We start from the raw sequence: 20,274 nt of genomic DNA on the forward strand, positions 1-20,274 counted from the left end.
TCAACAAATAAAAGTGTTGTGTTCAACAACCGATTTCATAAATTTGCTTTCCGAGTAGCCCCTAAGACTAGGGGCTTTTTTTATTTCTGGATAAATTGGTTACTTTGTTGAATGAGTTGTAAGAAGAGTGCCAGCGGCGGGCGGCTGTGGGCTTGTTTCTCGCCGTCCTCGTTGTAATGTTCAAAATCGCCTTTGCGATCGATATGGAATTGTTCGCCGCCCGGCAGAATTGCCACATTGCGTTTATAGTTTGATGCCAGTAGCCAACGGCGTTGGTTTGGTTCGCTCAAATCAATACCTTGTGCATAATCGCTAAGCGGTGAACGTAGCGCCAAAAATTGCGCCAGCAGGGTTGGGGCAATATCCAAATGGCTGGATAACGGCAGATAGCGGCTTTGCTGCCCCTGCCAATAAATCAGCATCGGTACTTGGGTACGTTGTGTGGCAAAACTGTTAGCGTTTGTTTGGTTGTCGCCAATATCGGCGGTTAGGATCACCAACGTTTTATTTAGCAAATTTTGGCGGGTTAAAGCAGCCCATATTTGCTCAAGTTGTTGGTTCAGTTGTGCGGCATTTTCGGTCGCAGAGAGTTCCACATAGCTGAAAAAAGGGCTTCGGGTAGCGTCTGTTGCCAGCCACTGTTGCCATTGTCCAACTGCCTCTTGATTATTGTGAGCGGACGGCAGTGGGAAATCCGCAAATAAGGCTCGTGAGTAAATCGGCTCGGCAAAGCCGTTGTGGGAGAATAATCCGAATTGATATTGCCATTTTTGCAGACTTGAAATAAAGACAGCGGGTGTGCGTTCATTGAGAATGGCATCGGTGTAGCGTCCGCTTAAACTGTAAAATAAGCTGACGATCCCACCACTTGCGGAATCCGCCCCACTGTAATGTTGCGTAAAGCGGCGGGACTGCTCGGCAATACGGGCAAAGGCAGGAAGAGTGTCTGCCGCAGCATTCGTCAGCCCCGACAGATTGATGAATAAAAAATTGATTTTATGCGGGTTTTCACCATATTGTAGCGGTTTTTTCGGGTAATTGAGATAGAACGTATCAAGTCGCCCTGTGGTTTCAAGCTGTTGTTCAAGATTGGCTCGATCGATTAAGTGGTGTTTTTCTAAGAAAGAGCGGGCGGTCATCGGGTAGGAAAGCGGATAATTGGCTTTTTGAGCAGTAATCGGGCGGTAGAAAGCAAAATCCGCCCACGCATAGAGCAAATGGGTGGCGGTAAAGCAGCTCAAAAAGACAAGGGCAACATATTTCCCCCATTTCTGCCGATTGAAACTACGCAGTTTTTGCCAACACCAGCGGGAATAGAGCATTTCTGCCAGTAAAATTAACGGCATCGGCACGAACAGTAATTGCCATTGGCGGCTGAGTTCCGCTTCATCAGGATTCACTAACAGATCCCACACTAAGGGTGAAAGGTGCAAATAAAAGCGTTTAAACACTTCCGTATCCAGTAATAAGCCGGTCATACCAAGGGTGGCGACAATCACCGAAATCCCTCTGAAAGTACGGTTGTGCTTAATCAGGAAACTGAGCGGGAAAAGCAGCAGTAAATAGAAAGCAAAAATAACAAAGCTGAAATGCCCGAACAGGCTGATAAAAAAATAGAGTTTGCCGAAGAGTGTATTCGGCCAATCGGCATTGAACGCATAGCGGGAGGCTATCAACAACGCCACCACGATGTTAAACAACGCAAACCAATGCCCCCAGCTAATGCGGCGGGAAACTTCCTCTCGGTATTGGCGGGAATTGTCAGGCAACAAGTGGCGCAGGGATAAAGCCATTTTATTTACTCGATTGGATTGCGTTAAGTAGTGCGTGATTAAAGGTTTCCGCCAATTTTTGACGTTGCGTTGGGTTGGCAATATTGGTGATTAAAATATTGCTCACCATATTGCCCAGCGCCATTAACGATAAATCCACCGGTGTTTTGTGCTTTTCAAGGGTAACGATTAAGTCGTTTAGTAACGCATCAAGTTGTTTATCTTGGTATTTGGATTGGGTTGCCATAGTTATCTTTTCTCGGATTTAAATGAGGTGAATAGTAGCATAAAAACCACTAACAAGCGGGGCGTTTTATGAAAATTTTCACGAAAATATCGCAAATCACCAAATGGCGCTTTTACCCTTAATATAGGGCATAAGTCGGTATTCATTTGGCGGAACAGCATTGCTCTGAATACCGGTTCACATTTTACAACGGGAGAGAATGCCGACTATTTGCAAAAATAGCCAGCGAACCGACCGCTTGTTAGGCGACCATCCGCTATTTGATTGCTATCATTGAACCGAAATTAAAGCATTGGAACCAAAGCTCGGTATGGGAAAAACCAACTTGGGCTAACCGTGTTTTGTGGATTTCAATGGTATCGGTACGCATCACATTCTCCAACGCAGTACGTTTTTGACTGACTTCTAGCTCACTGTAACCGTTGGCACGTTTAAAAGTGTGATGTAAATCGATTAACAACTCGTTGATATGACTATCATCAAAGCGAAATTTTTCCGATAAAACCAACACACCGTTCGGGTTCAAGCCGTTATAAATACGTTCTAATAATGCGAGGCGGTCATCGGGCGGTAAAAATTGCAAGGTAAAATTTAGCACGACCATTGACGCATTTTGGATCTGAACATTCCGAATATCCTCGCATAAAATATTGACCGGAATAGCGGAGTGAAACGCCTCTAAATGACGGCGGCAACGCTCAACCATTGGTTGAGAATTATCTACGCCGATAATCTGCACACCGGTTTTATCAACATTCCGACGAATTGACAAAATCCCTGCCCCCCGTGAGCAACCGAGGTCATAGACATTTGAGTTAGGGGTAACAAAGCGAGCTGCCAGCATACCGATAGCAGTAATAATATTGGAATAGCCCGGCACGGAGCGTTGAATCATATCGGGGAACACTTCCGCCACGGACTCGTCAAAAGTGAAATCACCGAGTTTCTCAATCGGTGCGGAAAAAAGAGTATCTTTCATTTTCAATCTTATTGGATAAAAATGGCTTATTATACTTGAAATTGATGCAGGTTGTTTGAGAGCAGGGATTTTTTGTCGAACTTGGGGTAGAATAGCTTTTTAAACGACAAGTGGTTTTTATGATTCATTTTGCAAAAAATGTTGATTAATCTCCCGCTTGTTGTCATTTTCTCAGACTGTTCATTTGAGGCTTTATGAAATACGAATTAAAAAAAACCAGCGGTAATGCACGCCGTGGGCGTTTGACTTTTAGTCGCCCGAAAGGTGAATTTCACGTGGAAACGCCGGCGTTTATGCCGGTTGGTACTTATGGTACGGTCAAAGGAATGACTCCTGAAGAAGTGCAGGCTACGGGGGCACAAATTATTCTGGGTAATACGTTCCATTTATGGTTGCGTCCGGGGCAGGAAGTGATGCGTCAGCACGGCGATTTACACGATTTTATGCAGTGGCACGGACCGATTTTAACCGATTCCGGCGGTTTCCAAGTATTCAGTCTCGGTAAATTACGCAAAATTAAAGAGGAAGGTGTGCATTTTCAAAATCCGATTAGCGGTGAGAAAATTTTCCTTTCCCCTGAAAAATCAATGGAGATCCAATACGATCTCGGCTCGGATATTGTGATGATTTTTGATGAGTGTACGCCTTATCCTGCCACGTTTGATTATGCCAAACAATCAATGGAGATGTCGTTGCGTTGGGCAAAACGCAGCCGTGATCGTTTTGATGAATTGGAAAACCCAAACGCGTTATTTGGGATTATCCAAGGGGGCGTTTATGAAGAACTGCGTAAAATTTCCGTTGAGGGATTAGTGGAGATCGGCTTCGACGGCTATGCGGTAGGCGGCTTGGCGGTCGGTGAGCCGAAAGAGGATATGCACCGTATTTTAGAGTATGTTTGCCCGCAAATTCCGGCGGATAAGCCCCGTTATTTGATGGGGGTCGGTAAACCGGAAGATTTGATCGAAGGGGTTCGCCGCGGCATTGATATGTTTGATTGCGTAATGCCGACCCGCAATGCACGAAACGGTCATTTATTCGTTACCAACGGCGTGGTGAAAATCCGCAACGCCAAATACCGCAATGATACGACCCCGTTAGACGCAGAATGTGATTGCTATACTTGCAAAAACTACACCAAAGCCTATTTGTATCATTTGGATAAATGTAATGAAATTTTAGGCGCACGGCTCAATACTATTCACAATTTACGCTACTACCAACGTTTAATGGCAGAAATCCGCCAAGCGATTGAAGACGATCGCTTTGATGATTTTGTGGTTGAATTTTATCAACGTATCGGCAAGGACGTGCCGCCGTTGCAATTAGCCCAGTCTGACTAATTGACGATTAGGCAGCCGGCAACGATAAGTGATGTTCGATCACCGAAAAGTGCTAAGTGCTTATCCCTCTGTAATGATAACTCAACCTATTGGTTGTGCATTTCAGGGGGATTTTTGTTTAGAGTGTCTTGATAACTGGATTAAGCTCTCTTTAGCTAGTTATTTTAAGATGGTTTTAAATATTGTGCTTAAAACACCATTCTCACGTCTTCAACTACAGATTCAAAATGAGCTTTAGGAATGCCGTTAACTGGTGTAAATGACATTTTACTGGGGGCAAAATTCTTAATTCCGTTGATATGGCGGTGATTTTCCTGCAAATGAATGTGGTGATTGATACGAAAATGATGAAATTCTCTTAATCCGGCATATACGGCTTGTGTAGAAATCCGTATAACCGAAAGTCGCTGTTTCTATATTATTTGGCAATGTGCTTTAAGCTTTTGCTGATTCTTTTTCTACATCTGCTAAGTCAATTTGCTGGCGACATATTGTACAAAATTCTATCATTAGTTCGAACAATAGTTCAGTTTTTTTCTGACCAAAAATAGCAAAGGTTTTTTCGCTGAGTTGGTTGGTTAGCGTCCATATAGGTTCTGCCTGTGCCTTGCCGGTTTTGGTTAAACGCATAATTTTTTCCCGTTTATCTACCAAACTTTCGCTAAACTCAATCCAGCCTTTTTCCTTATATTCCTTGCAGACGTTAAACACCGTCTGTTTCGGCAACAGCCATTCATCGCAAATCTGCTTTTGCGTACACTGCCCATTTTCCGCTGCTGCCAACGAATACAACACCGCAAAATGGTTATAGCCCAAGCCTAATTTAGCAATCCAAGCGTCCATTGTGGCATCTACTTCACTGATTTGTTTGCCTAGTTTTTCAAAATTACTCATTTAATTAGTCCTAAAAATAATCAAAATTGTGCCTAGTTTAACAGCATAAATAAAAAACTCAAGTTTAAAATAGTCTTAAATTTTACTTGATTTGGTCTTAAAAATAACTAATAATGCCACACATTTAGCAACTTTTAAGACTTTAAAATGAAGAAATTGATTTTATTATCTGTCTTACCCATCTTGTTTCTAACCGCTTGCCAAGAGCAAAACAGTGAACAAACCGAAACGGTGTTAATGAAAGTGAATGTAGTTCAGGTGCAACCTGCCGCATTAACGCAGACATTACGTCTTTCAGGTTCAATTACGGCTAAAGAGGATATTTCCGTGAGAACCCCATTAGTTGGTTTACAAATTCAAACGGTCAATGCGGAAGTGGGTGAGGTAGTTAAAAAAGGGCAGATTTTAGCTACTTTGGAAGCAAGCAATGTGCAAGCGCAGTTGCGTCAAAATGATGCGAATTTGCAACGAGCTAAAGCAAATTTGGCTTCACAGCAATCTGCTTTAACCGAATCGGAGGCTACGTTAAAACGTTATCAAACCTTGATGAAAAGTGATGCCATAAGCCGTCAGGAGCTGGAGCAACAACAGGCGAAAACCCGTGTGGCTCGTGCGGCGGTTCAGGCGGCGAATGCGGAAATTGCTCAAGTGCAGGCACAGCTTGACGACAGCCGTCATCAACGCAAAAAAGCCGAGGTGCTTGCTCCGGCAGACGGCGTTATCACGCAACGCAGTGCCGAAGTGGGCAATTTAACGGACAGCAATGCCTTGTTTCATCTTGCACGAAATGGTGAATTGGAAGCCACTGTTGAAGCCAGTGCAAAAGAGTTGTCTTTGCTTAAAACGGGCTTACCGGCAGAAGTTCAAGTGCTTGACCAAACGACAAGCGGTCAAATTCGCTTGCTTTCTTCCCAAATCGACCAAACAAGTCGTACAGGCAAAGCGCGTATTCAGCTGCAAACCCCAGCTCAACTCACGCTCGGCACACCAGCCACAGCCTTAATCAAACTGCCCGAAATGCAAGCCCAAGCTACCTTGCCTTTAAGTGCGGTCAATTTTAACGCTGATGGAACCGCCTTTGTGATGCTGGTCAATCACAATAAACAAATAGAACGTCGCCCGATTAGCCTTGGCGAAGTCAATCAAGGCACAGCCGAAATCCTATCAGGCTTGAAAGTTGGCGAACAAGTAGTACAAAAGGCTGGGGCGTTGATTAACGAAGGGGAGCGGGTTGAGCCCGTAACGGAACAAGGAGTGAAATAATGAACTTCAAAATTTCATCTTGGGCAATTCGGAATCCCATTCCCATTATTGTACTATTTTTGCTTTTAACGGTGTTGGGGATTAAGGCGTTTCAGGAGTTACCGATCAATGCCGATCCCGATATGCGTTTTCCAATGGTAAATATCACTGTAACACAAACGGGGGCATCGGCTGATGAATTGGAAAATACCGTTACACGTCGTGTGGAAGATGCGGTAGCGGGAATGGCTGGGGTGCGGCATATTACTTCGACCATTACCGAAGGTTCATCGGTTACGGCGGTGGAATTTCGTTTGGAAACGGACACAGATCGAGCGGTGAATGATGTGCGAAATGCTATTACGCAAATTCGTAGTAATTTACCGCAAAACATTGATAACCCTGTGGTCGAGCGAATGGATATGGAAGGCGGTGCGTTGGGCTATTATGCAGTGCAGTCGCCGAATATGAACCAAACGGAGCTGTCTTGGTTTATTGAAGATGCGGTGAGTCGTGAGTTGTTGGCGGTCAATGGGGTGCAACAAGTGAAACGGCTTGGCGGTGAGAAACGTGAAGTGCGTGTGGCGTTGCAATCGGCAAAACTCAATGTGTTGGGCATTACCGCCGAGCAGGTTAGTCAGCAGCTGGCACAGACCAATGCTAATGTGCCTGCCGGGCGTGTGCAATGGTTTGACCAAGAGCAATCCATTCGTGTGGTGGGCAGTCAGCCAAGTTTGGCTGATTTGGCAAATTTACCCATTGCGTTAAGTGATTATCGTAAAGTCAAATTGGTGGAGTTGGCGACCATTAGCGACAGCCACGCCGATGTTCGCAGCCGTACGCGTTTGAATGGGCGTGAAGTGTTGGGCTTTCAGGTATTTCGTTCCAAAGGATCAAGCGATACGGTGGTGGAAAAAGGCGTTTGGCAAGCGTTACAAAGGTTGGCAACCAATTATCCCGATATTCAGATCACAGAAGTGCATAATTCGGTGAATATCACAAAAGAGAACTACGATGTGGCGATTTCTACGCTGTTGGAAGGAGCAGCATTGACGGTGTTGGTGGTGTGGTTGTTTCTGCGAAATTGGCGTGCGACTTTGGTGGCGGCGATTGCCTTACCGCTCTCGATTTTGCCCGCCTTTTGGATAATGAAACTGCTCGGCTATACGCTCAATAGTATTTCGCTGTTAGCCATTACGTTGGTGATTGGGATTTTGGTGGACGATGCCATTGTTGAGATTGAAAATATCGAAACACACATTCATCAAGGTAAACGACCGTTTCAGGCAGCCTTAGATGCGTCTGATGCCATTGGTTTGGCGGTGGTGGCGATTACGGCAAGTATTGTGGCGGTGTTTTTGCCCGTTAGTTTTATTGAGGGTATGACCGGGCAGTATTTCGGGCAGTTTGGGGTTACGGTGGCGGCGATTACGGCAAGTATTGTGGCGGTGTTTTTGCCCGTTAGTTTTATTGAGGGTATGACCGGGCAGTATTTCGGGCAGTTTGGGGTTACGGTGGCGGCGGCAGTGTTGAGTTCCTTGCTGGTGGCTCGCTTGGCAACGCCTTTGTTGGCTGCCTATTTGTTGCAACAGACTGCCGCTAAAACGCCTGCGGCAACGTCTTCAAGCAAGCTGAAACAAGGCTACTTAACACTGTTAGCAAAAGCCTTGCATTTTCGCAAAACCACATTATTACTCGGCGGCGTATTTTTAGTGGCATCGGCTATGATTTTGCCACAGCTGCCTACAGGCTTTGTGCCGAAAGGCGATACGGGAATGAGCCGGTTAGATGTTACGCTGCCGCCAAGCAGTACGCTGGAACAAACCGATGAGATCTTGCAAAAAATTGACCGCACTATTCGCCAATATGACGAAGTGGCGTTGGTGTTTACCACCGCAGGTTCCGGCGAAATCAATAAAGGGGAAGTACTTATTCGCCTGAAGCCCCACCAAGTGCGGTCGATTTCGCAAAAGGAATTTGAAGACAAATTACGAGAGGCGTTGAAACAATTTGCGGATGTGCGGATTACCTTTCGCAACGAAATGGCAGCAAGAGATGTGTCGATTTTGCTGACGGGCAATGACCCTGTCAAACTTCAGCAGACGGCAAATGGGCTGAAACAGCAAATGCAAAGTTTATCCAGTGTTGAAAATGTACAAATTAACGCACCGCTGATGAAAATCGAAGTGCAAGTCAAATTGCGTGCGGACGAAGCGGCAAAAGCAGGCGTCAGTCCACAAGCGGTCGGAAATCTGCTACAAATTGCAACGTTGGGCAGCACAGACGGCAATGCCGCACGCTTTAATTTACCCGACCGCCAAATTCCTATTCGGGTTACGCTGGCAGAAAACGAGCGTAACCAGCCCGAAGTCATTCGCCAGTTGCGTGTGGCAAGCAGCAATGGTGGCACGATACCATTGAATACCGTTGCCGATATTCAATTTGGGGCAGGTTCGGCAAGTTTAGAACGTTTCGACCGTGAACGTCGTATTGCAGTGGAAGCGGATTTAGCCTTAGGGCAAACTATTGGTAGCGCATTATCGCAAATCAACGAACTGCCGATAATGCAAAACCTGCCTGATGGCGTGCGAGTGCCGTCATCGGGCGATGCGGAAATGATGGATGAAATGTTCAGCCAATTCGGCTTTGCAATGGCGGCTGGTGTGGTAATGGTGTTGTTAGTGCTGGTGCTATTGTTCAAGGACTTCTTGCAACCCCTTACCATTTTGACCGCACTTCCGCTGTCTATCGGCGGTGCGGCTATTGGCTTGCTCGCCTACGGTGCAGCGTTGGATATGTCGTCTGTCATCGGGATTTTGATGTTAATGGGGATTGTAACCAAAAACTCTATTTTGCTGGTGGATTTCGTGATTGAAAAACGCCAACAAGGAATGGCACGCCATCAAGCCCTTATTCAATCAGGCTCGGAACGTGTCCGCCCTATTTTAATGACCACCATTGCAATGGTAGCCGGAATGATCCCGGCAGTGTTTGCCGGCGGTGCAGGTGCGGCATTTAGAGCACCGATGGCAATCGCTGTTATTTGCGGCTTAACCGCTTCAACCTTATTGAGCTTAGTGTTCGTGCCTGTGGTTTATTCCCTAATAGATGATCTAAAAATGTGGATTACGCCAAAGTTGGCAAGATTGAGCTCTGTAACAGCAGAGGATAGAATGTTAGGAGGAGATGGATAATTTTTCTAAAAGAAAAATACTGTTTGAAATTTAGATTTCAAACAGTATATCCAAACTTAATATCTTTTATTATTGCGGTTTATACCGTTCATTAATTTCTTTTAACCGTTGTATATGAGCTTTTAAACTTTCGAATTGATTTTTTAGATAATCCCTCATTATTTTTGCCCCTGTTTGCTAAAAGATTTTGTATATCAGGATAATTAGCGAATGATTTCACTTTATGAAAAATTTAGTCATTATCTAGGATAGTTCTGTTTAGTTGAATAAATTTGCGTGCAAGCGGTCGCCGATCGTCAAATATTTGCAACTATTTATCAGCCCTGCCACTTTCCGTTATAATGCTTTCTTTTTTGTTCAACCGAGAGAATTCAAATGGCAACCATTGCAGCTAACCCCCTTGTTTTAGTGGACGGCTCGTCCTACCTTTACCGTGCGTTTCACGCCTTTCCGCCTTTGACGAATAAGCAGGGCGAACCGACCGGTGCGATGTATGGCGTGTTGAATATGTTGAAAAGCCTGATTGCGCAGGTCGAGCCGAGCCATATTGCCGTGGTGTTTGATGCCAAAGGCAAAACCTTTCGGGACGAGCTTTATGATGCCTATAAATCTCATCGCCCGCCGATGCCGGACGAATTACGCGCACAAATCCAGCCGTTACACGCAATGATTAAAGCGCTCGGCATTCCGCTGATTTCCGTTGAGGGCGTGGAAGCCGATGATGTTATCGGCACTCTCGCTGTACAGGCGGCACAGGCAGGCAAAAATGTGTTGATCAGCACCGGCGATAAAGATATGGCGCAACTGGTGAACGATCACATTATGCTGATTAACACAATGAACAATACGCTGCTTGACCGTGATGGCGTGGTTGAAAAATACGGTATTCCGCCGGAGTTGATCATTGATTATCTCGCTTTATTGGGCGACAGCTCGGATAATATTCCGGGGGTGAAAGGCGTGGGCGAAAAAACCGCACTGGCGTTGCTCCAAGGCATCGGTTCAATGCAGGAAATCTATGCGAATTTGGACAAAGTGGCGACTTTGAGCTTTCGTGGGGCGAAAACCTTTGCGCCGAAACTGGCAGCCGATAAGGAAATGGCGGATCTCTCGTATCGTCTTGCGACGATTAAAACCGATATTGCGCTGGCGGTCAGCCACGATCAGCTATTGACCCAGCCGCAGCAGCGGGATCAGCTGGTGGAGTTGTTCGGGCGTTATGAATTTAAACGCTGGTTGAATGAAGTAATGAATGACGCTAATCCGGTTACCCAAACCGCACCGGAAGCCATTCCTAACCGCTATGCTGCTACGCAAGCGGTCAGTGCCGAGCAAAATCTTGCAAAACCGATTGCAAAAATAAGCATTGATCGCACCGCTTACCAATGTGTAAACAGTGAAGCATTGTTCCAACAATGGCTGACGAAATTACAGCAGGCGGATTTAATCGCAGTAGATACCGAAACCAATAGCCTTGATACAATGTCTGCCGATTTGGTCGGTATCTCCGTTGCCCTTGAAAACGGCGAAGCCTGCTATATTCCGCTTGCCCATAAAGGGGCGGCGGGCGAGCAGAATGATCTGTTTGACGAGCTTGAGTCGCAAGCGGTACTGTTACCGCAACAACTTGATAAAGCCGATTGTTTAACTCGCCTCAAACCGATCTTAGAAAACCCGCAGATCAGAAAAATCGGGCAGAATATCAAGTACGATTTAACCATTTTTGCCCGAAATGGTATTGAATTACAAGGCGTGGCGTTTGATACAATGCTGGAATCCTACACGCTCAACAGCACGGGGCGGCATAATATGGACGAGCTTGCCGATCGTTATTTAGGGCATCAAACAATCCCGTTTGAAGAACTGGCGGGAAAAGGGAAACATCAAAAAACGTTCGATTATATTGCGTTGGACAAAGCGACCGAATACGCCGCCGAAGATGCGGATATTACAATGAAATTGCATCAGGTGTTATCCGCCGAGCTAGCCAATGAGTCAACCCTGCAACAGCTTTTCGAGCAAGTGGAAATGCCGCTTGTGTCGGTGCTTTCAAGGGTAGAACGGAATGGGGTGTTGATTGATCCGAGTTTATTGCACGCACAGTCTAATGAAATTGAGCAGCGTCTGGCAGAATTGGAACAACAGGTGCATCAGGCGGCGGGGGAAGTGTTTAACCTTGCCTCGACCAAGCAGCTCCAAGATATTTTATTCCAAAAGTTAAATTTACCGGTGTTGAAGAAAACCCCGAAAGGCGCACCTTCAACCAATGAAGAGGTGCTGGAAGAACTGGCGGCGATGGGGCATAGTGTACCACGCTTGTTGATTGAACATCGGGGCTTGAGCAAATTGAAATCTACTTATACGGATAAATTACCGCAAATGATCAATCGCCATACGGGCAGGGTGCATACCTCTTATCATCAAGCGGTAACGGCAACCGGACGGCTATCTTCCAGCGATCCGAATTTACAGAATATTCCTATCCGCAATGACGCAGGCAGACGTATCCGCCAAGCCTTTATTGCCCGCGAAGGTTATCAAATTTTAGCGGCGGACTATTCCCAAATCGAGCTACGCATAATGGCACATTTGGCAAACGATGAAACAATGATTGCCGCTTTTGCGCAGGGCAAGGATATTCACCGAGCCACTGCCGCCGAAATTTTTGGCGTAGCGTTAGATGCTGTTACCAGCGAGCAACGCCGCAGTGCCAAAGCGATCAACTTCGGGCTGATTTACGGTATGTCGGCTTTCGGCTTGGCAAATCAGCTTAATATCGGTCGTAACGAAGCGCAAAATTATATGGATCGCTATTTCCAACGTTATCCGTCAGTGCAACAATTTATGCTGAATATTCGGGAAAGTGCGGCTGAAAAAGGCTATGTGGAAACCCTGTTTGGTCGCCGCTTATACTTGCCGGATATTCGTTCTAGCAACCAAATTCGCCGCAAAGCAGCCGAACGGGTTGCGATTAACGCACCAATGCAAGGCACAGCGGCAGATATTATCAAAGTGGCAATGATTGCGATTGATAAAGTAATTCGGGATTGCGATGACATTCAAATGATTATGCAAGTACACGATGAACTGGTATTTGAAGTCAAAACAGAACGTATTGAACATTATTCGGCACTGATTAAGCAGAAAATGGAGAGCGCAATAGCGCTGACCGTCCCACTGATTGCTGAGGTCGGTATCGGCACAAACTGGGACGAAGCGCATTAAACGTAGCGTAAATTAAACGGGCGGTTTTCTATTGACTTTGGTTGAATTTACCGCTAATTTATCCGTGTTTTTTCATCTCAAATCCTTTTATTACAGGAGCTTTTATGCAAGATCGTTTAGTAACGGATACACGCAGTGAATCCCTGCTGAGCACCCACAAAGTGTTACGCAATACTTACTTTTTATTAGGGCTGACCCTTGCTTTTTCAGCGGTTGTCGCTTTTGTTGCGATGACGTTGAATCTGCCGCGTTTACCTTGGTGGGGAATGTTGGCGGGTTTCTACGGTTTATTATTTTTAACTAACGCCACCGCAAATAGTGCAGCGGGTATTGCCAGCGTTTTCGCTTTGACCGGTTTTCTCGGTTATAGCCTTGGGCCGATTTTAAACGCTTACCTCAGCCACGGCTTAGGTGATGTAGTGGCATTAGCCTTTGGTGCAACCGCATTGGTCTTCTTTGCGTGTTCTGCGTATGTGCTGACCACCAAAAAAGATATGTCTTTCCTCTCCGGAATGATGATTGCATTGTTCGTCGTGCTATTAGTGGGGGTGATTGCTAACCTGTTCTTAGCGATTCCGGCACTAAGCCTTGCGATTAGCGCGCTGTTTATTGTGTTCTCAAGCGGTGCGATCTTGCTTGCAACCAGCAATATTATCCACGGCGGCGAAACGAACTATATCCGTGCGACAGTGGATTTATACGTTTCTCTCTACAACTTATTTGTGAGTTTCCTCAATATTTTTGGGGTACTCGGCAGCGACGACTAAGTTTTCGATTTTGACAAATGCCACAGTAATGTGGCATTTTTTATTGGACTATGGATCATTTTATTCAATTAAATCAACAACAATTTGCCACCGATGAATTTGGCTATCTGAAAAATTTAGCCGATTGGTCGCCGGAGTTGGCAGAAGAAATCGCTAAGGCAGAGCAGATTACACTTACGCCGGAACATTGGGAAATCGTCTTTTTTGTGCGGGAATTTTATCAAGAGTATAAAACTTCGCCTGCGATCAGAATGTTGGTCAAATCCCTTGCCCAAAAATTTGGCGAAGAAAAGGGTAACAGCCGTTATTTACAACGCCTTTTTCCTGACGGCCCGGCAAAACAGGCGACTAAAATTGCCGGTTTGCCGAAGCCGGCGAAATGTTTATAGTATATGACAATGAACGAACGTGAAAAAATGTTGGCAGGGCAGCTTTATGATCCTGCCGATGAAAGCCTGCAAACTGACCGCTTGCGTGCCAAAATGTGCTGTTTTAGGATTTCGCAGTTGCCATCGGATCAGGTGGATGCACGCAATGCGTTGTTCCGAGAATTATTTGGGCAAAGTGGCACATTTCATATTGAGCCGCCGTTTCGTTGTGATTATGGCGATAACATCAAGCTTGGCGATAATTTTTTTGCCAACTATAACTGCACAATTTTGGATTGTGCCGAAGTTGCGATCGGCAATAACGTGATGTTTGCACCGAATGTGTCGTTATTTACCGCCGCCCACCCGCTTGATTCGGATAAACGTAACAGTGGTCTGGAATTCGCTTTGCCGATCACAATTGGCGATAATGTCTGGATTGGCGGTAATGCGGTGATAATGCCGAATGTGTGTATTGGGAATAATGTGGTGATCGGCGCAGGCAGTATCGTAACCCGTGATATTCCGGACAATAGCATTGCCGCCGGTAATCCCTGTCGGGTGCTGCGTATGCTTAACGATGACGATCGACACTACTATTTCAAGAACCGTGAATTTTAATGAAAAAACCTCTCTCCCTTTGTGTATTACGTCTGTCCGCTATCGGTGATGTTTGCCACACCCTTGCGGTCATTCAAGCGATTCAACGCCACTATCCTGAAGCGGAAATCTGCTGGATTATCGGGAAAACCGAAGCTGCTTTAATGGCAGGAATAGCAAATGTTACCCTGATTCCCTATGATAAAAAATCGGGCTGGAAAGGTATCTTGACACTTTGGCGAACGCTACGCCACAAGCGGTTCGATGCGTTGCTGAATATGCAAACGGCGTTGCGTGCGTCTGTTTTATCCCTCGGTATTCGGGCAAAAATGAAAATCGGATTTAACCGAGACAGAGCAAGGGAAGGGCAGTGGCTGTTTACCAATGTTAAAGTGGAACAGACCGCGTGTCCCCACGTTTTAGACGGACAGATGATGTTCGCCAAAGCCCTTGGTGTGCAAGATTTAACGCCGCATTGGGCATTGCCTGTTACCCAAGAAGATTTGGACTATACGGCACAGTTTTTGGCGCCTGCTCGCAAAAATATCTTGATTGCTCCTTGTTCCAGCAAGATAGAAAAAGATTGGTTGGCGGAAAATTATGCAGCGGTTGCCAATATACTGGTAGCCCATAATATCAACGTGATCATTTGCGGTTCTCCCTCAGCTTATGAAATGCAAACGGCTGAAAAAATTCAACAACTTGAGCCTAATTGCCGTAATCTTGCCGGTAAAACAACATTAAAACAATTAGTGGCATTGATTCGACAAGCGGATTTAGTGTTGTCATCTGACTCCGGCCCTGCCCACATTGCGACAACCCAACATACCCCCGTGATAGGGCTTTATGCGGTGCATAATCCCCGCCGTACCGGGCCGTATCGGGATTTGGATAAGGTGATTTCCGTCTATGATGAGGCGATTTTGGCGGAATATGGCAAACCTTGGCAGGCATTGCCTTGGGCAACTAAAGCGAAGGGAAAGGATCTAATGCAACAGATTAAAGTTAAACAGGTGGTTGAAAAAGTGCTTGAAACCTTAGCGGCAAAGCGGTAAATTAGCTCGTACCAAATAATTTACAGATAAGGAAACAAAAATGAACACGGTCATCAACCAAGATAGTCTTCACAATGTTAATATTTCTGATGAAAAAGTGCTACTCACACCACAGGGCTTAAAACAGGAATTTCCGCTAAGCGATACGCTACGCAAGCAGATTGAGGCTTCCCGCCAAGTCATTTCCAACATTATTCACAAAAAAGATAAGCGTCAGTTGATCGTGATCGGGCCTTGCTCAATTCACGACCCGATTTCTGCGTTGGAATACGGCAGAAAATTAAAAGCGTTAGCGGATAAAGTGTCAGATAAACTTTACATTGTAATGCGGGTTTACTTTGAAAAGCCGAGAACTACGGTCGGCTGGAAAGGGCTAATTAACGATCCGAATTTGGACGGCTCTTTTGATGTAGAGAAAGGGTTACGCATTGCCCGTAAATTATTGTTAGATTTAGCGGAAATGGGCTTGCCGCTTGCGACAGAAGCGCTTGATCCGATCAGCCCGCAATATTTAGCCGATTTGTTCAGTTGGTCAGCGATCGGCGCAAGAACAACCGAATCGCAGACCCATCGGGAAATGGCGTCAGGATTATCAATGGCGGTGGGCTTTAAAAACGGGACGGACGGCAATTTAGCGGTGGCGATAAATGCGATGCAGGCCTCGGCAATGGGGCACAGTTTCATCGGTATTAACCAACAGGGACAAGTTACATTACTCAAAACGAAAGGAAATCCGGACGGGCACGTGATTTTGCGGGGTGGCAAAACCCCGAATTTTGAAGCACCGTTTGTCGAAGAGTGTGAATTGGCTTTGCGTAAAGCCGGTTTGTCGGAAGCGATAATGATTGATTGCAGCCACGGTAATTCTAACAAAGATTATCGTCGCCAGCCGTTAGTGGCAGAAAATGTGTTGGCACAGCTGAATGCCGGTAATCAGTCCATTATCGGCTTAATGTTAGAGAGCCATTTGGTTGCCGGCAATCAATCTTCGGAGCAACCGTTTAGTGCGATGCAGTATGGTCAATCCATTACGGACGCTTGTATCGACTGGCAAACGACTGAAACATTACTGATGGATTTTGCCCAGAAACTCAATCGATAACATTAACAAGCGGTCGGTTCTGCCTTAGTTTTTGCAATATTATGTAGCAGTTGCACAAAGTTGTTTTTTGTTCGCTTGTAGGGACACACTGTGTGTCCGGATTTTAACCTATTGAAATAATTTGATTTTTATAAAGGACACACGCAGTGTGTCCCTACATTCTGCTAAAATTTCTATTTTTGTGCATTTGCTACATAATACCGAATTTTTGCAAATAATGCGAAGGAACTAACCGCTTGTTTTATTTTTGGTGATAATATGAACGATTTTAACCCTTTAGCCCCTATCCGAGAGCAGATTGATCAGGTTGATCAACAACTTATCCAACTTTTAGCAAAACGCCTCGCTTTAGTTGCCGAGGTCGGCAAAATTAAGCATCAGTACGGTTTGCCCGTTTATGCCCCTGATCGGGAAGCGGCAATGATTCAAGCCCGCCGTCAGGAAGCGGAAAAGCAGCAAATTTCGGGCGACTTAATTGAAGATGTTCTGCGCCGAGTGATGAGGGAATCTTACGCGAATGAAAATCGGCATGGCTTCAAAAAGATCAATACTGAGATTGAGAAAATGGTTATCGTTGGTGGGCGAGGTAAATTAGGCGGACTGTTTGCCCATTATTTTAAGCAATCCGGTTACAATGTTGAGGTATTGGATCGGCAAGATTGGGACGATGCACAGGCAATTTTAGCCAATGCGGATATTGTCATCGTGTGTGTGCCAATAGATAAAACGTTGGAAACAATAGAGCGACTGCAGCCGTATTTAACGGAAAATATGATTTTAGCGGATCTCACCTCCGTTAAGACACAGCCGCTTGCGAAAATGTTGGAAGTGCATCAAGGTGCAGTGGTTGGACTGCACCCAATGTTCGGGCCTGATATTACCAGTATGGCAAAGCAGGTTATTGCTTGTTGCCACGGGCGTTTTGCGGAACGTTACCAATGGCTGCTCGATCAAATGATGATTTGGGGCAGTAAAATTGAGCCGATTGATGCAAACGAACACGATCACGCAATGACCTATATTCAAGCATTGCGCCATTTCTCCACGTTTGTTTACGGTGTGCATCTCTCTCAACAAGCGGTTAAGCTCCCGCAATTATTAGCTTTGTCTTCGCCGATTTACCGCCTAGAACTTGCAATGATTGGGCGCTTATTTGCCCAAGATGGTGAATTATATGCCGATATTATTGCGGATAAGCCGGAGAATTTAGCCGTGATCGAAGCATTACAACAGCATTTTGCCGAGAGTTTGGCGTTATTCAAACAGAATGATAAACAGGGATTTCTCAACGCATTTGAAAATGTCCGCCAATGGTTCGGCGATTACTCGGCTCAATTCCTAAAAGAGAGCCGTAATCTATTACAGCAGGCGAGTGATTTGAGGGGGTAATTTAAGTAATGCTCTCTTACTTGCTGCCGATAATATAAAGCGGTTTTTACCTTATATGAGCGGTGATGGTATCCACCGCTTTACTTAATTTATAGCGATCGTGGCGGTAGTGGATGACATCATCTTGTAATGCCCGACGGAGTGTTATGATATGGTCGGGGAGTGTTGCGGTTTCGTTTGGGGTGGTGATGACACCGTTTAATCTCTGGAAGCCGAGGGATTTTTCGAGCCATTTAATGCGATCAGGTAAGGAGAGGGAACCTGCCATACCGTGTTCTTTACCGATATTGTCAATAAAAATCACTTTAGCTTGGCTATGTCGGATTGTCTGGGCGATTTCTTTGACGAGTAAACAGGGCATAATACTAGTGAAAAAACTGCCGGGGCCGAGAATGATAAGCTCTGCCTGTTTGAGTTCATCAATGACTTCCGGGGTTGCACTGACCTCTGGGGTGAGAGCGATTTCTTGTGGGACTTCTGTTAAGGCATCAATTGAGACTTCGCCGAGTACGATTTCGCCACAGGATAAGCGACCACTGAGGTGAACGGGGCTTTCAGACATTGGCATTAGTCCGACACGCACTTTGAGCAAATCCCGTACTAGATTGAGTGCCTCTAGCGGACGAATGCGCATATCTTCCAGTGCCTTTAAAATCAGATTGCCTAAATTATGACCTGATAGTTCACCATTGCCGCCGAAACGGTATTCAAACAGGGCGGAAGCTACGGTCGGCTTGACGATAATTTGCGTCAGGCAGTTGCGTAAATCCCCCCACGCAATGCCGCCGTGTTGATGGCGGATTCTGCCTGTCGAGCCGCCGTTATCGGTTGTGGCAACGATGCCGGTTAGACGTTCTTTTAAAAAGGCGAGAGAGGAGAGTAAACGGCCTAAGCCGTGTCCGCCACCGAGTGCCACCACTTTATTTAGGGCGTGGAGATTGGGGTGGCGAGGGGATTGTTGAAGCAACATAAACATTAAGACCTAAAAAATTTAAGGGTAAGACAAGTTTGAGCCGATTTAGTTCTTAGTCTGCCGTATTTGGCAGCACATTGATAACCGCTTTAACCAACGTTGCCAGTGGGATAGCAAAAAAGACGCCCCAAAATCCCCATAAGCCGCCGAAAATCAGTACGGCAACAATGATGGTGAGCGGGTGCAAATTCACCGCTTCGGAGAATAAAAACGGCACGACTAAATTGCCGTCTAATAATTGGCTGATGACAAATGCCAAGAGTAAATAGTAGAAATCCGGCGATAATCCGAATTGAAACAGTGCCACCAAAGCGACCGGAATGGTAACTAAAACTGCGCCGATATAAGGGACGAGTACGGATAATCCTACCGCCACAGATAATAACAGCGGGTAGCGTAGCCCGAAGAATAAGAAGATGATATAGGTCGCCACACCGACAATTAAGATTTCTAAGAATTTGCCACGGATATAGTTGGCGATTTGTTGTTGCATTTCCCCCCAAATCCGTATGGCAAGGCGGCGATTTTTCGGCATAAATCGGATTGCCGATTGGATAAATAGCGATTTATCTTTGAGCAGGAAAAACACCATCAGCGGTACGAGAAACGCATAAATGCCGAGTCCGACAAGGCTGACAAGGGAATTAACCGAAAATGCCAGCAGAGAGTCGCCAAAGGAGAGAATTTTACTTCTTAGCGAGTCCATCAAAGAATCTAGCATTGCGTAGTCAATCAGTTCGGGGTAGTGTTCCGGCAAGGCTTGCAGCCACGCATTGAGCAGGTTGAACATTGACGGTAAATCTTTAATAAATGTTACCGCTTGATTCCACAAACTCGGCAGTAGCACCACAAACAGAAAGGTGGAAACGGAGATAAAGCCGCCCAACACAATGATCAAACTTAATAGGCGGGGAAATTTGAGGGTAACGGTTAAAAAGCGAATAGGCCACTCTAGCAAATAAGCAAACACAATCGCAATCAGTAGCGGCATTAGTAGGTGGCTGAAGAAATAGATGATCCCAAAACCGATGAATAAAATCGCCAATAACGCCACAATTTGTGGGTCATTAAATTTTTGTTTATACCAATTTTGGAACATCTCAAACATTGTGCCTTCCTGTTGT

Annotated in this window: 16 protein-coding genes; 10 read left to right on the top strand and 6 right to left on the bottom strand. The window is 45.6% G+C overall.

Annotated features, from left to right (window positions below):
• Positions 1 to 80 precede the first annotated feature (80 nt).
• The 3 genes from E4T80_RS02880 to cmoA form a co-directional block, all read right to left on the bottom strand.
• The gene (locus E4T80_RS02880) at positions 81 to 1,793 is read right to left on the bottom strand and encodes a DUF3413 domain-containing protein (protein WP_135054777.1); all 1,713 of its coding nucleotides are present in this window, start codon (positions 1,791 to 1,793) and stop codon (positions 81 to 83) included.
• Between the two features lies 1 nt (position 1,794).
• Positions 1,795 to 2,019, bottom strand: a complete 225-nt coding sequence (locus E4T80_RS02885) for a YejL family protein (RefSeq protein ID WP_135054779.1) — start codon at positions 2,017 to 2,019, stop codon at positions 1,795 to 1,797.
• A 256-nt stretch (positions 2,020 to 2,275) separates the two neighbouring features.
• Positions 2,276 to 2,998, bottom strand: coding sequence for a carboxy-S-adenosyl-L-methionine synthase CmoA (cmoA, locus tag E4T80_RS02890; protein ID WP_135054781.1), 723 nt, complete (start codon positions 2,996 to 2,998; stop codon positions 2,276 to 2,278).
• Between the two features lie 194 nt (positions 2,999 to 3,192).
• Between cmoA and tgt the strand changes: the two genes are divergently transcribed.
• The gene (tgt, locus tag E4T80_RS02895) at positions 3,193 to 4,341 is read left to right on the top strand and encodes a tRNA guanosine(34) transglycosylase Tgt (protein ID WP_135054783.1); all 1,149 of its coding nucleotides are present in this window, start codon (positions 3,193 to 3,195) and stop codon (positions 4,339 to 4,341) included.
• A gap of 435 nt (positions 4,342 to 4,776) precedes the next feature.
• Here tgt and E4T80_RS02900 read toward each other — a convergent pair whose 3' ends face one another.
• The gene (locus E4T80_RS02900; RefSeq protein WP_135054785.1) at positions 4,777 to 5,235 is read right to left on the bottom strand and encodes a MarR family winged helix-turn-helix transcriptional regulator; all 459 of its coding nucleotides are present in this window, start codon (positions 5,233 to 5,235) and stop codon (positions 4,777 to 4,779) included.
• A gap of 147 nt (positions 5,236 to 5,382) precedes the next feature.
• Between E4T80_RS02900 and E4T80_RS02905 the strand changes: the two genes are divergently transcribed.
• From E4T80_RS02905 to tyrA, 9 genes are all read left to right on the top strand, one after another.
• Complete coding sequence (locus E4T80_RS02905; protein WP_135054787.1) at positions 5,383 to 6,498, top strand: efflux RND transporter periplasmic adaptor subunit; 1,116 nt, start codon at positions 5,383 to 5,385, stop codon at positions 6,496 to 6,498.
• On the top strand, positions 6,498 to 9,671 hold the full coding sequence (locus tag E4T80_RS02910) for an efflux RND transporter permease subunit (protein ID WP_135054789.1): 3,174 nt from the start codon (positions 6,498 to 6,500) through the stop codon (positions 9,669 to 9,671). The genes E4T80_RS02905 and E4T80_RS02910 overlap by 1 nt, the downstream gene beginning before the upstream one ends.
• 375 nt (positions 9,672 to 10,046) lie before the next feature.
• Complete coding sequence (gene polA / locus E4T80_RS02915) at positions 10,047 to 12,896, top strand: DNA polymerase I (protein ID WP_135054791.1); 2,850 nt, start codon at positions 10,047 to 10,049, stop codon at positions 12,894 to 12,896.
• A gap of 104 nt (positions 12,897 to 13,000) precedes the next feature.
• Positions 13,001 to 13,663, top strand: coding sequence for a Bax inhibitor-1 family protein (locus tag E4T80_RS02920; protein WP_047976170.1), 663 nt, complete (start codon positions 13,001 to 13,003; stop codon positions 13,661 to 13,663).
• A gap of 50 nt (positions 13,664 to 13,713) precedes the next feature.
• Positions 13,714 to 14,052, top strand: a complete 339-nt coding sequence (locus E4T80_RS02925) for a TusE/DsrC/DsvC family sulfur relay protein (RefSeq protein ID WP_135054793.1) — start codon at positions 13,714 to 13,716, stop codon at positions 14,050 to 14,052.
• A 9-nt stretch (positions 14,053 to 14,061) separates the two neighbouring features.
• Complete coding sequence (locus tag E4T80_RS02930; protein ID WP_135054794.1) at positions 14,062 to 14,652, top strand: sugar O-acetyltransferase; 591 nt, start codon at positions 14,062 to 14,064, stop codon at positions 14,650 to 14,652.
• Positions 14,652 to 15,686 (top strand): glycosyltransferase family 9 protein, encoded by a 1,035-nt coding sequence (locus tag E4T80_RS02935; RefSeq protein ID WP_135054796.1) that lies wholly within the window; start codon positions 14,652 to 14,654, stop codon positions 15,684 to 15,686. Before E4T80_RS02930 ends, E4T80_RS02935 begins: the two co-directional genes overlap by 1 nt.
• 40 nt (positions 15,687 to 15,726) lie before the next feature.
• Positions 15,727 to 16,788, top strand: coding sequence for a 3-deoxy-7-phosphoheptulonate synthase (locus tag E4T80_RS02940; protein WP_135054798.1), 1,062 nt, complete (start codon positions 15,727 to 15,729; stop codon positions 16,786 to 16,788).
• A gap of 258 nt (positions 16,789 to 17,046) precedes the next feature.
• Complete coding sequence (gene tyrA / locus E4T80_RS02945; protein ID WP_135054800.1) at positions 17,047 to 18,177, top strand: bifunctional chorismate mutase/prephenate dehydrogenase; 1,131 nt, start codon at positions 17,047 to 17,049, stop codon at positions 18,175 to 18,177.
• A gap of 46 nt (positions 18,178 to 18,223) precedes the next feature.
• Here the strand turns inward: tyrA and E4T80_RS02950 are convergent, their stop codons facing one another.
• On the bottom strand, positions 18,224 to 19,153 hold the full coding sequence (locus E4T80_RS02950) for a gluconeogenesis factor YvcK family protein (RefSeq protein WP_407662325.1): 930 nt from the start codon (positions 19,151 to 19,153) through the stop codon (positions 18,224 to 18,226).
• Positions 19,154 to 19,202: 49 nt separating this feature from the next.
• A complete protein-coding gene (locus E4T80_RS02955) occupies positions 19,203 to 20,258 on the bottom strand; it encodes an AI-2E family transporter (RefSeq protein WP_135054802.1) in 1,056 nt (351 codons plus the stop codon).
• Positions 20,259 to 20,274 lie beyond the last annotated feature (16 nt).

The sequence above is a fragment of the Muribacter muris genome (assembly GCF_004569585.1).
Classification (GTDB): domain Bacteria; phylum Pseudomonadota; class Gammaproteobacteria; order Enterobacterales; family Pasteurellaceae; genus Muribacter; species Muribacter muris.

Excerpts from the sequence above, each read along its gene's own strand:
- E4T80_RS02925 (WP_135054793.1), top strand. The coding sequence starts at position 13,714 with ATGGATCATTTTATTCAATTAAATCAACAACAATTTGCCACCGATGAA.
- E4T80_RS02885 (WP_135054779.1), bottom strand. The coding sequence starts at position 2,019 with ATGGCAACCCAATCCAAATACCAAGATAAACAACTTGATGCGTTACTA.
- E4T80_RS02910 (WP_135054789.1), top strand. The coding sequence starts at position 6,498 with ATGAACTTCAAAATTTCATCTTGGGCAATTCGGAATCCCATTCCCATT.
- E4T80_RS02940 (WP_135054798.1), top strand. The coding sequence starts at position 15,727 with ATGAACACGGTCATCAACCAAGATAGTCTTCACAATGTTAATATTTCT.
- polA (WP_135054791.1), top strand. The coding sequence starts at position 10,047 with ATGGCAACCATTGCAGCTAACCCCCTTGTTTTAGTGGACGGCTCGTCC.
- E4T80_RS02955 (WP_135054802.1), bottom strand. The coding sequence starts at position 20,258 with ATGTTTGAGATGTTCCAAAATTGGTATAAACAAAAATTTAATGACCCA.
- tgt (WP_135054783.1), top strand. The coding sequence starts at position 3,193 with ATGAAATACGAATTAAAAAAAACCAGCGGTAATGCACGCCGTGGGCGT.
- cmoA (WP_135054781.1), bottom strand. The coding sequence starts at position 2,998 with ATGAAAGATACTCTTTTTTCCGCACCGATTGAGAAACTCGGTGATTTC.
- E4T80_RS02930 (WP_135054794.1), top strand. The coding sequence starts at position 14,062 with ATGAACGAACGTGAAAAAATGTTGGCAGGGCAGCTTTATGATCCTGCC.
- E4T80_RS02880 (WP_135054777.1), bottom strand. The coding sequence starts at position 1,793 with ATGGCTTTATCCCTGCGCCACTTGTTGCCTGACAATTCCCGCCAATAC.
- tyrA (WP_135054800.1), top strand. The coding sequence starts at position 17,047 with ATGAACGATTTTAACCCTTTAGCCCCTATCCGAGAGCAGATTGATCAG.
- E4T80_RS02950 (WP_407662325.1), bottom strand. The coding sequence starts at position 19,153 with ATGTTTATGTTGCTTCAACAATCCCCTCGCCACCCCAATCTCCACGCC.
- E4T80_RS02905 (WP_135054787.1), top strand. The coding sequence starts at position 5,383 with ATGAAGAAATTGATTTTATTATCTGTCTTACCCATCTTGTTTCTAACC.
- E4T80_RS02920 (WP_047976170.1), top strand. The coding sequence starts at position 13,001 with ATGCAAGATCGTTTAGTAACGGATACACGCAGTGAATCCCTGCTGAGC.
- E4T80_RS02935 (WP_135054796.1), top strand. The coding sequence starts at position 14,652 with ATGAAAAAACCTCTCTCCCTTTGTGTATTACGTCTGTCCGCTATCGGT.
- E4T80_RS02900 (WP_135054785.1), bottom strand. The coding sequence starts at position 5,235 with ATGAGTAATTTTGAAAAACTAGGCAAACAAATCAGTGAAGTAGATGCC.